We start from the raw sequence: 14,359 nt of genomic DNA on the forward strand, positions 1-14,359 counted from the left end.
TTACAGCGGGCAAATGTATAACAATTTAGCGAGCCAATCCCTTTTTATTCCCCTAAAAAGAGTTTACACCAGTTATCAAACCGTTCGACTGTTTCGTTTCCATACTTCGAAAGGCCCTGTTTTACCTTTTCGACAGATTTTTCTTTGTCCAGTTTCGTTTTGCTGTAAAACTTGTCGGCGTAGCAAATCAGTTGTTCTTCCAAGGTTTCCGGCATAAAGTCCCGGTGCGGAAGAGGCAAACCTCGTTCTTCAATCATTGCCAGCGTAATACCTGTTCCCGTATGCCGTTCGCACACGCGGGCATGGCGGGGATAACCTTCCGCCCGCATCAATTCGGCCCCCAGATAACCGTGGCAAATATATTCCGCATCTCCATGGCAATCGATATCGGGAGCATTACAACGGAAAATACCGATATCGTGCAGCATAGCTGCCTCTTCTACAAAGGTAAGGTCAAGATTCATCTCCGGATGCATCCGGGCTATAGCCAAAGCTTTATCTGCCACACTTCTACTATGAATAACCAAAATCCGGTACGCCTCCGAACCTACCGGATAATATTTGGCAATAATATCTAAAGGGTTCATAACAATCAATCGCTTTATTGAGAGACAAAGATACGCAATAAACAAAAAGAATCGTTACTTTTGCAGAAACAAATAGTAAGGAATGAGTCTATGAGAACAGTTATCAGGTATGCCTTCTGGCTGTTAAGCCTGTTCTTAATGTCTGAAATCCAGGCCGTCACTCCACAGAAAGCCCCTCTAAAATTGGGAGCCGAACGTATGGACGTCGTTACCCGTCTGTTGAAAGACAAACAGGTCGGATTAGTAGTGAACCAAACCTCCATCCTCGAAAAGCAGCAGAAGCATTTGCTGGACGCCTTGTTGGAAGAGGGTATCAACATAAAGAAAGTGTTCGCCCCTGAACACGGTTTCCGCGGGACGGCCGATGCGGGAGCCGAGATCAAAGACAGCCGTGACGTAAAAACAGGAGTCCCCATCATATCCCTATACGGAAAGAACAAGAAGCCGACAGCCGAGCAGTTGGCCGGCTTGGACGTGGTCGTGTTCGACATTCAGGATGTCGGAGTCCGCTTTTATACTTACATCAGCACCATGCATTATGTGATGGAAGCCTGTGCCGAAAACGATGTCGAATTTATCGTCCTGGATCGCCCTAACCCGAACGACTTCGTTGACGGTCCTGTCCGCCAGAAAGGATTCGAATCCTTTGTCGGCGTTGACCCATTACCCATACTGCACGGTCTGACGGTTGGCGAACTGGCTTGGATGATCAACAAGGAAGGTTGGCTGAAAAGTACTCCCGACACCTGTAAACTGCATATCGTCAAGATGGAAAACTGGCGTCACGGAGATCCGTACTGGTTACCGGTAAAGCCCTCTCCCAACCTGCCGAACGACCAGTCGATCCGTCTCTACCCTTCACTCTGTTTCTTCGAAGGGACCAATATCAGTGTCGGTCGCGGGACCTATTATCCATTCCAGATATTGGGAGCACCCGATGCCAGATACGGAGATTTCACCTTTACGCCCACCTCCTTGCCAGGTTTCGACACGAAACCGTTGCATAAGGACAAGGAATGCTACGGCACGGACTTGAGAGAATATCCCTTTACCGGGGGATTGACGCTGAAATTCCTCCTTGATTTCTATAATAAAGCAGGCAACGACCAAGCTTTTTTCTTCACCCGCCCACAATGGTTCGACCTGCTTGCCGGGACAAAAGAATTACGTTTCCAGATTGTCCGCGGCTTAAAGGAGAACGAAATACGCGCAAGTTGGCAACCGGCATTAAATAAATATAAGAAAATCAGAAAGAAGTACTTGTTATATCCCGATTATCGTTAACTTTGAACGGTTTTTTAAAACATACGGGTACAATTGATAAGTGCTTCTTCCTTGAAAATACATATATACATAGCGATGTTGATATTGGCCCTTTGTTTTCCGCGTGAAGCAAAGGGTTCCTCCGATAAAAAAGGGAAGGAACTGTTTAATGTCCTTGTCATACAGTCATACAATCAAAGCCTGAGTGCCTACTCCAAGTTCGACAAGCTGCTGCACGAGGAACTGGAGGAAAAGCAGATATACTCTTCCATCCACACATTCTACCTGGACTGCGAACGCTATAATGCCACAGACGAAGAAGCCCGGATGTACTCCTTTCTCGACACTTTAAGTTTCAAACCGGACATCATCATTTCCAATGACGATCAGGCTACCTATACTTTAATGGCCTGCAACCATCCGCTCGGCAAGACGATTCCGGTTGTCTTTTCAGGTGTCAACTTTCCCAACTGGGAACTATTGGAACAGCATCCCAACTTCACGGGTTATTGGGACAAGCCTGAATATCTGAAAAACATACAACTGATCGAAAAACTATACGGAAGATCAAAAATACTGATCTTCAAAACGAAAGAATTCATCGGCAGAAAAGCGTTCGAAACGTTGATGGACAATATCCAGGGACATGGAATAGCTGTTTACGAAGGATTGTATCAAACAAGGCCCCAAACTACTTCCACGGAAATCCAGCCCGGCAAAGAAGGCGCTTCTGCCTTATATACGACCTCAACAGCCAACCTGACCGCCCGCCAGCTTCTTTGGGTATTTGAAGACAAGCCTTACACCGCCTGCATACAAATCATTCTCGACTTCAATGTCCTGACCGTCGGACGCCTGGCCAATGTGCCGAACTTCACAGTCATTAACAACGGGTTCAACGACAACAGAGGGATCACCGGTGGCTATTTCACTACCTTGCAAATCCAGGCTGATTGTGTTGCCCAAACAGCTGCCCGCATCCTGAAAGGCACTTCTCCAAATGACATTCCTATCGTAGAAAGCCCCAAAACATTTGCTTTCGACTGGAAAGAGATGCAACGTTTCAACATACGGTTGAGCGATCTGCCACAGGGAAGCATCATCTATAACATGCCACTGGAAGTCCGTTACCTAAACTATATTATTGCAGGCGGAATCCTGCTCGTCATAGCAATCGTCTATATCATCCTTCACCTCATTTACATGTACTACCGCGAAAGCGAACGGAAAAGGCAGGTGCAACTCCGGTTGATCGAAGAGAAAGAGCGAGCCGAAGAAGCCAATAAGATGAAATCGGCATTCCTCGCCAACATGAGCCATGAGATACGCACACCGTTAAATGCGATAGTCGGTTTCACCAACCTATTACAAGACGAAAAGGAATTGACCGATGAAGAAAAAGACCTTTTCCGCAATACGATCAACAAAAACAGTAATCTGCTGCTGAAACTGATTAATGATATCCTGGAACTCTCGCGCATTGAGTCGGGACGGATGTCTTTCGCTTTCGACGATTGCTCTCTAAACGAACTGTTAGAAGAGATCTACCAGACACATCACCTGCTTATGCCGTCGAATATCCGTTTCCTGAAAGAATTCCAAGAAACGGAACTTATCATTCATGTAGACCGTTTCCGGTTCACGCAAGTGATTACGAATTTCATCAACAATGCCGTCAAGTTCACCACTAAAGGGCACATCCTGTTAGGAGCTGTCTATAAGAAGGAGGAGAAAGAAGTTCATGTCTTTGTCGAAGATACAGGAAAAGGCATGTCGGAAGAGGCCCAGAAGAAAGTGTTCGAACGTTTCTTCAAGGTGGACGAATTTGCACAAGGTACCGGACTGGGCCTATCGATCTGTCAAACCATCGCCGAGCGCCTGGAGGGGCGAATCACCCTTTCTTCCCAGGAAGGAAAAGGCAGCCGCTTCACCCTGATCATCCCTTGCAGGCCGAAATAAAAAAGGCGGCCCGTCACAACCGGAACCGCCTTCCAAACATTTCACAATGAAAGTCACTTCTTTTCAATTACCATCAATTTGGTATTGTCCGTGCCATATAAAGCGATTTTATTGACCGGTTTCACCTCACCTACTGCATCAAAGCGAACGACTTTATCCAAAGCCTGCAACAATTCACGCTCACCACTCATATCCGGACAAGCCATACGCGTTGTCGCAACCTGCGGGAATTTAATGATATTCTTGCGGGAATCGCTGTATTCGATCTGCCCCATCATCCGATTGCATCCAGCTCTTCCGGAAAGGGAATGGCGAGCCACGTCGAACTCGATGACTTGATTCGTCTCGGCAGGATTCAACACCTTGCCGTTCAATTCGACAATATTCCAACTACCATCCAGGTCGGAGAAAGTCGCTTCCACACCTTTTTTCGCCTTACAAGAAGCAAAGATACCGATACTCAACGCCGCAAGACAAAGATACATGTACTTCTTCATTTCTATCCAATTAGTTTTTTGACAAAACCATCAACACGTTACCGTCGGCATCGACCAGCAACATTTCATTTTCGGACTGGCCGGCCTTCACACCTTTCACGTTTCCCATAGCTTTCAAGATCGCATCTTCGGTCTCCATATCCGGACAAGCCATCATGGTAGTGGCTGCGGGGTTGATCGTGATGGAAGAAATATCCTGATCGTCCAGCACGACAGTCGAATTAAAGATATTACATCCGGCATTACCGTGAACTTTATTATCTTTCATATCAAACTCCATATTGGGCAAACCTTCTTTCAGTATTTTTTCTCCTTTTACTTCCACAATATTCCATTTACCTTCCAACTTCTTTGCATCCGTTTTGACTTCAGAGCAAGAAAACAACATCCCGACAAAAGCAGGAATCATCAAAAGTGTCAAAATAGCTTTTTTCATTTTTTACTTTTTCATTTATAATAATCACTCGTAAATATAAGACGCCGAATCATTGCAAAAAGTTCCCGACAAGCTCATTATTTAATATTCATTAACCATTCTTACACCCCATTCACAGCTTGTATTGTATTTAAAGGGGTTAAAAAACCACAGAGGAACCGGCAAATCCGGGAACAATCATCTATTCATCTGCTAAAGCAGACGGCAAAAGAGAGCTTGCGGCACGAGGTTCAGCCTTACCCGTTAGTTCACCGATAAATCTGCATTTACGGTTCAAACTTATCAATACTATAATGAATTAAAAAAAACAACTATCATACTATCATGTTTCTTGTATATAACTTGAACATCATAACATATAGGCATGACAGTTTCCTTTTTAAATCAGATTTTAGCCGTTTTACCCGAAACAGATACACTCCAAAAGTGTTAAAAACAGAATGTTTTCAGGAAAGCATAAGCCTTTTTTGCCGGAACACGTTACTTTTTTATAAGAAAGACGTTAGATTTTTTCCTCAAAATGCCCGTATCAGAGCCATTTACACCTCCATCTGAGCGGTCTTGAGACCCGGGTCTGCAGACGTCTGACACCCGGGTCTCGACAAAAAAATGTAACTATATTGCTGAAAATATGCTATATGTTACATGTGAAAAAGTTATTGTTTTCATGATGGTATGATAGTTGAAAAAACATCCATCATGCCTACTATCATTCCACATAAGTATTGATATTCATACTGCCAAAAGCAAAGTATGATAGTATGACAGTTGTTTTCACAATCAATAATAAGTTTGTAGAATAATAATCCGAATGATGATTTACCGGTATCAACATTTATGCTTCGCCAATATCCGGACCACCGACAAAGGAGTTGGTCAATTAATAAGGCTTACAGATTAATTTTGTATATTTGTTGCAACGTATAAAATAGTATGATATGGACACAAAAGATTTATTGAACGACAGCAGCATACATCACGGACGCAACCTCGTTTGCCTTATGAATAGAAAAGGATTTAAAGTGGAAGACCTGGAAAAGGCACTTCAATTGTCACAAAAACAGGTAGAAGAACTAACAGAGATGAAAAAAGAAGCCGGAGAATGAATAAGAGCATCGTCCTATATTTGTTACTCGCAGGACTGCTTACCTGCTTTTCCTGCACACATACGAAACAACAACCCGAAGAAGAAGGAGTCGACAGCGAATGGCTGGACAGCCTGCAACACGTATATCAATATGGCATCTGCATCGACTCGTTGGACGTGACGGAGTACAAGATGAGAAACGGCGATAATCCCGCCGCAATCTTTTCAGCCCTCGGTTTCTCCGCCTTGAAAGCAGACAGCATTACGAAAGCCTCCATCCATGTTCTGGACCCGACCAAACTCCGTGCGGGTATGAACTATTATACATTTACAACTCAGGACAGCGTTGCCGATATACGTTATATCGCCTTTGCCAAATCACTTGTCGATTATGCCGTCATCGACCTGACAGGCGATTCGATCCTGGCATACGAATTCAACAAGCCTATTACCATCAAACGCCATTACACAGAAGGGACAATCAATTCTTCCCTTTGGAACGTGATCAAGGCAAGTGGAGCGGACCCGTTACTGGCGATCAAGATTTCGGATGTATATGCCTGGCAGATCGACTTTTTCGATGTAAAAGAAGGAGACTCATTCCGAGTGTTGTACGACGTTGCCTATATAGACGACACGACAGCCCTGAATATCACCTCCATCGAGGGAGCCGTATTCACGCATCAAGGAAAAGATTTTACAGCCATACCATTCACCCAAGATAGCGTTTTCGAATATTTCGATCTTGAAGGGAATAGCCTCAGGAAGGCTTTCCTGAAGGCTCCGTTGGATTTCTTCCGCATCACATCGCGTTTCACGAACGCCCGCTTCCATCCGATCCTGAAACGCTATCGGGCACATCATGGAGTAGACTATGCGGCTCCCGTCGGAACGGAAGTCAAGAGTATCGGAGCGGGGACCGTCATCGCCAAAGGCTATATGGGCGGAGGAGGCCATACGCTGAAAGTAAAACATAACTCCGTATATACGACTTCCTATATGCACCTGAGCAAATATGCCAAAGGCATACAAGTCGGCAGCCATGTCGGGCAGGGACAGGTTATCGGCTACGTTGGCTCGACAGGGCTTTCGACAGGGCCTCACCTCGATTTCCGGGTATATAAGAACGGACAGCCGATCAACCCGTTACAGATGGAAGCTCCACCTTCGCTGCCGGTCAAACCGGAACTGCGCGACAGCTTTGCCATCGTGAAGCAGACGGTTTTGGCAGAATTGGACAGCATGAGAGTAAAAAATAATTTATAATATTGATGCTATGAAATTTTTGGGTAATATCATTTGGCTTATCTGCGGCGGGTTGCTTACCGCTGTGGAATATCTGATATCCAGCTTGCTGCTGATGATTACGATAATCGGTATCCCTTTCGGGTTGCAGACATTGAAATTAGGAATGCTGGCCCTTTGGCCCTTCGGCAGCCGGGTAACGGACAACGGTAATTCAGGTGGTTGCCTGTGCCTGGTCATGAACGTGATCTGGATCTTCATCGGTGGCTTCTGGATCTGCCTGACACACCTGTTTTTCGGGTTACTACTGTGCATCACGATTATCGGCATTCCTTTCGGCAGACAGCATTTCAAGATGGCCGCACTGGCTCTTTCGCCGTTCGGAAAAAATATCGTTTAAGAGAAAAGGACAGTCTATCACCAGATAGTCCAGTCGTGCTTCCACACACAAGTGCAAGCGTCGATTGGCAGATTATTCATTCAACCAATCGAATCTGTTCCACCTCTACCGGATGATTCAAGAAAACAGAGGCGGCATCGGAGAATTTGGCAGCGGACTCGGTGGTCAGGAAACGACAGTTTCCCTGCTTTGTCAAACGGATATCCATTTCGGGATGACGGCGTAGATAGTCGGTCAGGCTCGCGGCTACGTATTCTCCCTGCGAGAATAAAGTAATTCCCTCAGGCAGGAATGCCTTGATCTTTTCGATCAGCAACGGATAATGCGTGCAGCCCAAGACGAGCGTATCGATCTCCGGATCGGCAGCCAAAATATGTTCCAAATGCTTCCGCACGAAATAATCCGCTCCCGGTGAATCGAACTCATTATTCTCAACCAGCGGAACCCACATCGGGCAGGCTTCACCCGTCACCGTCATATGAGGAAACATTTTTTTTATTTCCAGCGAATAGGAGTCGGAAGTAATGGTGCCGGTCGTCCCTAAAATACCGACATGCTTGCTCTTGCTGATCTTATCCATCAGCTCCACCGTCGGACGGATTACGCCCAACACCCGACGAGCCGGGTCCCACTGTGGCAAGTCCCGCTGTTGGATCGTACGCAATGCCTTTGCCGATGCCGTATTGCAAGCCAGGATTACAAGCTGGCATCCCTCATTGAAAAGCGTCTCTACAGCCTGCTTTGTAAAACGATACACGACCTCGAACGAACGCGTACCATAGGGAGAACGGGCATTATCGCCCAAATAAATATAATCATACCCCGGCATTGCTGCTCTGATCTTATCAAAAATGGTAAGCCCCCCGTAACCGGAGTCGAAGATACCAATCGGACCTGGTACTGATGAAAACATGAGAGAAGTTGTTTATTTATATATAATTCAAGCACGGATTTCACTGAAAACGCGGAAAGAAAATAAATTTATCCGTGTAAATACGTGAAATCCGTGCCTTAAAAGATAATAGCGAGGACTTCTGTCTTCGCTATTTTATGTTTGCTAATTATATTAGTTAATACCTAACTTAGCTTTTACGAACTGAGTTGCGTCAACTGCAGCGTTACCCTGATAAAGAACAATCTGCGGATCCAGAATATAAGTATATCCTTTTTCGTCACCGACTGCCTTGATTGCATTTTTCAGTTTGTCCTGGATCGGAGTAAACAACTCACCCTGCTTCTTCTGGAAATCCTGCTGAGAAATCTGGATGAAGTTCTGTGTACGCTGTTCCATATCCTGCAATTCCTGCATTCTTCTCATTTTGATATTTTCTGTCAATGAATCCTGCTGTGCAACAAAATCGGAATATTTCTTCTTATATTCATCCTCCATCACCTGCATTTCGCTCTTATATTTGGCTTCCATGTCAGCCATCTGTTTCTGCATATTAGCAAATTCCGGCATAGCCTGGATCACTTCCTGCGTATTTACAATCGCAATCTTAGATTCTTGAGCAAAAACGCCCAGCGGGAGCATCATCAACAAAAAAATAATCAGTTTCTTCATTTTCCTATAAAATATTACTTGTTATTAATCATATTCTTAATTTGCTTCATTAAAGCGCACAAATGTAAGCATTTATTTTGAATATCCTAACTTTATCAGGACTTCATTGCTTATATCGATCTTCGGAGAAGCAAAAATGATATTCATTGACGACGCCCGATCCATGACCATCTGATAACCTTTATCTTCGGAGATTTCCTTCACAGCATTGTAGATCTCATCCTGTATCGGCTTCATCAGGCTTTCACGTTTTTTAAACAGTTCGCCTTCAGGACCAAAATATTTACGTTTCAAATCCTGTGCCTCCTGTTCTTTCTGAACGATCGCTTCTTCACGTTTCGACTTCATCTCGGCAGACAGAAATACAAGATCGCTCTGGTAAGTCTTGTACATGTTCTGCGCTTCCTGCTGGATAGCATCCACTTCGTTCTGCCATTTTTTGGAAACCTGACTCAACTGCTCATTCGTCATTTCATAAGCCGGAATATTTTTCAATATATATTCCATATCTATTAATGCAAACTTTTGTGCGTGCCCTGCAAACGAGCAGAGGAACAACAGACAGCTTAAGGCAATAATCTTTTTCATACACATGTCATTTATAGTTACACCTTCTGACTGCAAAGATAAGAGAATTGAAATTTGAAAGTTGAAAATTGAAAATTAATAAGATACAATTAACAATTTAACAGACTTGCCAAGTACGGTTCAAAGAATGCCCAAACGCAAAAAAGACAACCGGAAACAAATCCGGTTGTCTTTTCTATCTCATATTGAACATTCAATATTCAATTTTCTAAAATTCCTGACCGATAATGAAGTGGATGTTGCTACCACCTCTCTGATCGTATCCATCAGGACGGTCGAAACCGTAAGCCCAGTCGATACCCATCAAACCGATCATCGGGAGGAAGATACGGACACCGACACCGGCAGAACGCTTCAATTGGAACGGATTGAAATCTTTCAAATCTCTCCAAGCATTACCCGCTTCCACAAATACCAGACCGTAGATCGTCGAAGACGGTTCCAACAGGAACGGATAGCGCAACTCCATCGACAGACGGGAGTAAGCGTAACCATAGGAATTGTAGCCACCGTTACCGGCAATACTACCATTCTCGTAACCTCTCAAACCGATCGTTTCGGTTGCATAGGTACTTGAGTATCCACTCATACCGTCACCCCCCATATAGAAGGTTTCGAACGGCGATTTCTTATACTTGTTGTAAGAACCCAGAAATCCGTATTCGACACGTGTCATCAATACCGGCGTACGTTTTACTGTCAGAGGAGCCAGCGGAGAGAATATCTTCGCTTTGAATTTCCATTTATGATATTCGATCATACGGAACTTGGCTTCATCTTGATCGCTCATATTCTTATAGTCCTTGCCGTCCCATAAAGACCAAGGAGGAGTGGCGGCAACCGAGAACATGAACTGGGAGCCTTTACGTGTGTACAGCGGATTGTCAATAGAGTTACGCTGCAAATTCAATTCCAAGTTGATGTTATGACAGTTACCGTTATTTACCAGGAAGTAATCCCAGTCTTTCATCATATACAACTGATAGTTCAGAGTCGCCATAAACTGGAAGTAATCATCCGGCCAGTTCAAGCGCTTACCATAACCGGCAGAAAGTCCGAACATCATGATCGACTTATCCGGGTCATAGGCCAGCTCATAGTTACCATAATTACCATAACCATAACCGTAACCGTAGCCATAACCATAGCCACCGTAGCCGCCATAGTAAGGATAGCCGCCATAACCGTAATACGGGTTATAACCATAACTGTTATTGCTCAAATAATTACTACTGATATCCGTCTGTTTGGAGAAGTAGGCGCTCACGGACAATGTATTCGGTCGTTTGCCTCCGAACCACGGATCCATAAACGATATGCTGTATGCCTGATAGTAACGTCCATTTGTCTGGCCGCTCAACGTCAGCGTCTGTCCTTCACCCTGCGGAATAATGCCTTTATATGTACTCGGATTCAGCAGGTTCTTCATGGAGAAGTTCGTAAACTTCAAACTCAACTTACCGATCACACCAGTTTGTCCCCAACCGGCAGAGAACTCGATCTGGTCATTTGCCTTGGACACAAGGTTGTATTGGATATCCACCGTTCCGTTATCTGGATCGGGTATTGGTTGCGGAACCAAGTTTTCCGGATCGAAATGTCCCATCTGTGCGATTTCACGGGTTGAACGCATCAAGTCATCGCGACTGAACAACATACCCGGCTTCGTACGGAGTTCACGGCGCACGATATCTTCATACAGACGGTCATTACCGTTAATGATCACCCGATTGATAGTCGCCTGAGGGCCTTCCTGAATACGTACTTCCAAAGAGATGGAGTCGTTTTCGACGTCCACTTCTACCGGGTCCGCCCCAAAGAAAATGTAACCGTTGTTATAATACAAGTTGGAAACGGCATCCTCGTCGGTCGTCAATCGTTCATTCAGTTTCTTCTGGTTGTAAACATCGCCAGGTTTCATTCCTAAAATATATAACAACTGTTCCGTCGGATATTTCGTATTACCGACAAAGTTGATATCCTTCAGGTAATATTTGTCACCTTCTTCCACTTTCAGGAAGATATCCACACGTTTATCGTTATAGTTCACAACACTGTCTTCCACAAGAACAGCATCGCGATATCCCTTTTCATTATATTTCTCGATAATGTGTTTCTTATCGTTTTCGTATTCTTCAGTCGTAAATTTCTTCGTGCTGAATGCTTCCAAGATACTGCTCTTCCAGTCGTTAAACAGGCTGAACTTCTCGTTCGTCTTTTTCATCGCCTTTTTCAAGTCGCGATCAGTCAACGCACTGTTTCCTTCAAAATGGATCTTGTGGATTTTGGTCTTTTCGTTCTTGTTGATGTTGATATCTACGATCACTTCACCTTCATGTGCGATATCGTCTTTCTGAAGGATTTCGACATCCACATTCTTAAAGCCTTTGCCATCGAAGAACTTCTTGATCAGCGTGGTCGCACGATCGATCAGGTTAGGAGTCACCTGGTATCCTTTACGCAACCCCAGACGGGCTTCCAGATCTTCACGTTCCCCCTTCTTGATACCATGATAGTTGACTTCCGAAATACGCGGACGCTGTTTCAATCGGATTTCCAACCAAACCTGATCTCCCTCTATTTTAGTTGCCAAAATCTTTACATCCGAGAATAGTCCATGTTTCCAGAAACGCTTTACAGCATCTGTAATCGCCCCGCCCGGCTCAGGTATAGTAACCTCATCCCCTACCGACAAACCGGAAAAGCCTATTAACACGAAATCATCATAATTCTTAATCCCCGTCACCTTGATATCCGCAATTTTATACTTTTTGGGAGGTGACGAATAGGAAATGACCGGCACTTCTGCCGGCTCTTCAACCTTGGTAGTGTCAGTTTCCTGAGCAAAAGCCCCGAAAGCAAATCCCAGAAACATGAAAAACAGCACTATTCTTTTGTACATATAACAGCTATTGTTTATAAGATTAATTGCTCGCTTGTCTTACCGAAGCGCCGTTCACGCTGCTGGTAATACAATATAGCTCCATACAACTCTTCTTCTCTAAAATCCGGCCAATACACATCGGTAAAGAAGAATTCGGCATATGACAACTGCCAAAGCAGGAAGTTGCTGACGCGTTGTTCTCCTCCGGTACGGATCAATAAATCCGGATCGGGAATACCTTTGGTCGTCAAATAATCCGAGACGACAGCCTCGGTTATATCGTCAGGGTTTATTTTTTTCTCCACCGCCTCCCTGGCCAGACGTTTCACGGCTTCGGTTATTTCCCAACGGGCCGAATAACTTAAAGCCAATATGAGCGTAACACCCGTATTGGCTGAAGTCTGTGCAATACAATCCTGCAAAGTGGCATATGCATCTGCCGGCAAGCGATCCAGATTGCCGATCGCCATCAGACGGACGTTATTTTTCATCAGATCGGGAGTCTCGCGATGAATAGCTGCGACCAGCAAGCTCATCAACGCCTGTACCTCCGCCTCCGGACGATTCCAGTTTTCTGTCGAAAACGTGTACATCGTCAGATATTTCAAACCCACGGTTGTAGCGGCTTCCACGACTTTACGGACAGAGACAACGCCCTCCTGGTGTCCATAGCTCCGGTCTTTTCCCTTCGCTTTGGCCCAACGTCCGTTACCGTCCATAATAATCGCCACATGCTGCGGCAATCGATTTTTATCTATTTGTTCAATCAGCGACATAGTGTTTTCATCTATAACTACTGTATGTTATCTATATTCTTCGCATTGTTGCAAGTCCTGCACCGCGGACCGAAATCCCAAGTAACCGTAAACAACAAAAAAGAATACCAATCTTTATTCTTCAAAAAACTACCTTTCATATGGTAGGGATCATCCAGAAACGCATTGCTGTCGTCCGTCACGTCCAGACCGTCGCCAAATAGCTTACGGAACGAGAACTCGCATCCCAGGTTGATCCTGTTCTTAACCTTGTATTTCAAACCTACACCGAGCGGAATGTTCGGACCGGCAAAAGTCTTCCCGCTACCCGGCGCAACCGTCACCCCCAATCCCATAAAAATATAGGGAGTGAAACGTCTTGCGTTTGAATACGCAAATTTATCACTGTACGGAAAGAAGTTGAACTCCATCTGCCCGCCCAGTTCGATCAGGCTCCGACTGAAAGAACCTTGTGCATGGTCCGGAAAAACATTCTGCTGCCCTTCCGTCGTACCTGAAACCTGCCCCCACATCAGATTGGTCTTTAAAGCCCACCTGAAATTGGGATTATAGCGAAAAACGGCTCCGAACGCGGGATTCAACCCTTTGAAAAAAGCGTTCTTGTTGACATCGCCCATATAAAAGGCTCCGCCTGCCATTCCTCCGATCTCATATTTATATTCTTGTGCGTGAAGACCGGTCATGCAACCGGCCAAAAGGACTAATAAGAGTATGCGCTGAAAGAAAGTTGAAGTCATAATCGTTTTCTGTTATAATCTATACCTTCTTTTCTAACGCCGAATCACTCATAAAATTATACGGTCCTCCACGAACTTTCTTTATACTTAAAAACCCAGACGGTTAATACGGCCGCGCCAGATTTGATTTAATACATTCGAACTATTGGTTTCTTTTCCACCGAAAAGATACATATAATTATCCTTATCCACGTAGATAGAAGAGAACCCTCTTGCCTTGAATTCCTGCGGCATTACAACCAATGTATCCGACAGACTCCAGTTTACGCCGCCGTCACGTGACAGGTAAATGTCAGAAGAGGCCTTACCTGCTTCATTGATACCACTCAACATAAA

15 protein-coding genes are annotated in these 14,359 nt (G+C 44.7%); 5 read left to right on the forward strand and 10 right to left on the reverse strand.

The features are described from left to right. Positions 1-44 precede the first annotated feature (44 nt). The gene (locus tag BHV83_RS16280; RefSeq protein WP_005637310.1) at positions 45-587 is read right to left on the reverse strand and encodes an HDIG domain-containing metalloprotein; all 543 of its coding nucleotides are present in this window, start codon (positions 585-587) and stop codon (positions 45-47) included. Between the two features lie 90 nt (positions 588-677). On the opposite strand from BHV83_RS16280, the gene BHV83_RS16285 reads away from it, so the two are divergent. Next, entirely contained in the window at positions 678-1,871 is a 1,194-nt protein-coding gene (locus tag BHV83_RS16285) for an exo-beta-N-acetylmuramidase NamZ family protein (RefSeq protein WP_005637313.1), read from the forward strand. 75 nt (positions 1,872-1,946) lie between these two features. Further along, positions 1,947-3,809: a sensor histidine kinase gene (locus BHV83_RS16290; protein ID WP_286757750.1), complete on the forward strand. Its 1,863-nt coding sequence runs from the start codon at positions 1,947-1,949 to the stop codon at positions 3,807-3,809. A gap of 53 nt (positions 3,810-3,862) precedes the next feature. Here the strand turns inward: BHV83_RS16290 and BHV83_RS16295 are convergent, their stop codons facing one another. Together BHV83_RS16295 and BHV83_RS16300 are read right to left on the reverse strand one after the other, a co-directional pair. Beyond that, complete coding sequence (locus BHV83_RS16295; RefSeq protein ID WP_005637317.1) at positions 3,863-4,306, reverse strand: META domain-containing protein; 444 nt, start codon at positions 4,304-4,306, stop codon at positions 3,863-3,865. A 10-nt stretch (positions 4,307-4,316) separates the two neighbouring features. Continuing rightward, positions 4,317-4,742 carry an META domain-containing protein gene (locus BHV83_RS16300; RefSeq protein ID WP_046451849.1) on the reverse strand — a complete coding sequence of 142 codons (426 nt, stop codon included), beginning with the start codon at positions 4,740-4,742 and terminating at the stop codon, positions 4,317-4,319. 938 nt (positions 4,743-5,680) lie between these two features. On the opposite strand from BHV83_RS16300, the gene BHV83_RS16305 reads away from it, so the two are divergent. Genes BHV83_RS16305 through BHV83_RS16315 form a run of 3 tightly spaced genes read left to right on the forward strand, consistent with a single transcriptional unit; the run spans position 5,681 to position 7,474 of the window. Continuing rightward, positions 5,681-5,848 (forward strand): hypothetical protein, encoded by a 168-nt coding sequence (locus BHV83_RS16305; protein ID WP_005637332.1) that lies wholly within the window; start codon positions 5,681-5,683, stop codon positions 5,846-5,848. Further along, on the forward strand, positions 5,845-7,095 hold the full coding sequence (locus BHV83_RS16310; RefSeq protein ID WP_286757751.1) for a M23 family metallopeptidase: 1,251 nt from the start codon (positions 5,845-5,847) through the stop codon (positions 7,093-7,095). Before BHV83_RS16305 ends, BHV83_RS16310 begins: the two co-directional genes overlap by 4 nt. Positions 7,096-7,105: 10 nt before the next feature. Next, positions 7,106-7,474, forward strand: a complete 369-nt coding sequence (locus BHV83_RS16315) for a YccF domain-containing protein (RefSeq protein WP_005637334.1) — start codon at positions 7,106-7,108, stop codon at positions 7,472-7,474. Positions 7,475-7,550: 76 nt separating this feature from the next. On the opposite strand, the gene murI is transcribed toward BHV83_RS16315, so the two are convergent. The 7 genes from murI to BHV83_RS16350 form a co-directional block, all read right to left on the reverse strand. Next, a complete protein-coding gene (gene murI, locus BHV83_RS16320) occupies positions 7,551-8,387 on the reverse strand; it encodes a glutamate racemase (RefSeq protein ID WP_005637335.1) in 837 nt (278 codons plus the stop codon). A 153-nt stretch (positions 8,388-8,540) separates the two neighbouring features. Then, positions 8,541-9,038 carry an OmpH/Skp family outer membrane protein gene (locus BHV83_RS16325; protein WP_122122450.1) on the reverse strand — a complete coding sequence of 166 codons (498 nt, stop codon included), beginning with the start codon at positions 9,036-9,038 and terminating at the stop codon, positions 8,541-8,543. A gap of 72 nt (positions 9,039-9,110) precedes the next feature. After that, positions 9,111-9,626, reverse strand: a complete 516-nt coding sequence (locus tag BHV83_RS16330) for an OmpH/Skp family outer membrane protein (protein WP_005637338.1) — start codon at positions 9,624-9,626, stop codon at positions 9,111-9,113. Positions 9,627-9,834: 208 nt separating this feature from the next. Then, positions 9,835-12,528 carry a BamA/OMP85 family outer membrane protein gene (locus tag BHV83_RS16335; RefSeq protein ID WP_286757753.1) on the reverse strand — a complete coding sequence of 898 codons (2,694 nt, stop codon included), beginning with the start codon at positions 12,526-12,528 and terminating at the stop codon, positions 9,835-9,837. Positions 12,529-12,542: 14 nt separating this feature from the next. Further along, positions 12,543-13,286 carry an undecaprenyl pyrophosphate synthase gene (gene uppS / locus BHV83_RS16340; RefSeq protein ID WP_005637341.1) on the reverse strand — a complete coding sequence of 248 codons (744 nt, stop codon included), beginning with the start codon at positions 13,284-13,286 and terminating at the stop codon, positions 12,543-12,545. A 17-nt stretch (positions 13,287-13,303) separates the two neighbouring features. Continuing rightward, positions 13,304-14,023 (reverse strand): type IX secretion system protein PorG, encoded by a 720-nt coding sequence (gene porG / locus BHV83_RS16345; protein ID WP_005637342.1) that lies wholly within the window; start codon positions 14,021-14,023, stop codon positions 13,304-13,306. Positions 14,024-14,110: 87 nt separating this feature from the next. Beyond that, a partial coding sequence (locus BHV83_RS16350) for a DUF6242 domain-containing protein (protein ID WP_502687969.1) occupies positions 14,111-14,359 on the reverse strand: 249 nt, incomplete at its 5' end.

This window comes from Parabacteroides sp. merdae-related_45_40 (assembly GCF_001915675.1).